Here is a 424-nt window from a genome sequence, read left to right as displayed (position 1 = left end):
CCGTCGCGATCGGCGTCCTGAACGTCTGGAGTGCCGTCGCCGTCCTGGTCCTCGTTCTTGCCGTCGTTGTCCTTGTCGGGGTCGCGCCAGTCCGGCGTGCCGTCCTTGTCGGTGTCGACGTCGTTGGTGCCGTCACCGTCCGCGTCCGGGTCCTGGTCGTCAGGCTTGCCGTCCTTGTCCTGGTCCAGGGCCTGATCGTCGCCCGCGCCATTGTCGGGCTTGCCGTCGCCGTCGGCGTCGTCTGGCTTGCCGTCGCCGTCCTTGTCCGTTACCGGATCACGCCAGTCGGGGATGCCGTCTTTGTCGGTGTCCGGGTCCGGTCCGTCTCCGTCGCGATCGGCGTCCTGAACGTCTGGAGTGCCGTCGCCGTCCTGGTCCTCGTTCTTGCCGTCGTTGTCCTTGTCGGGGTCGCGCCAGTCCGGCG

General features: G+C 68.6%; 1 pseudogene. It reads right to left on the bottom strand.

From position 1 onward, the window contains the following. A pseudogene (locus ABN273_RS59325) lies at positions 1-424 on the bottom strand (hypothetical protein); the annotation flags it as partial.

Origin of the sequence: Nonomuraea sp. B19D2 (assembly GCF_040137845.1) — a bacterium.
In the GTDB taxonomy this organism is placed as follows: Bacteria; Actinomycetota; Actinomycetes; order Streptosporangiales; family Streptosporangiaceae; genus Nonomuraea.
This window is presented reverse-complemented; position numbering and strand designations above follow the sequence as displayed.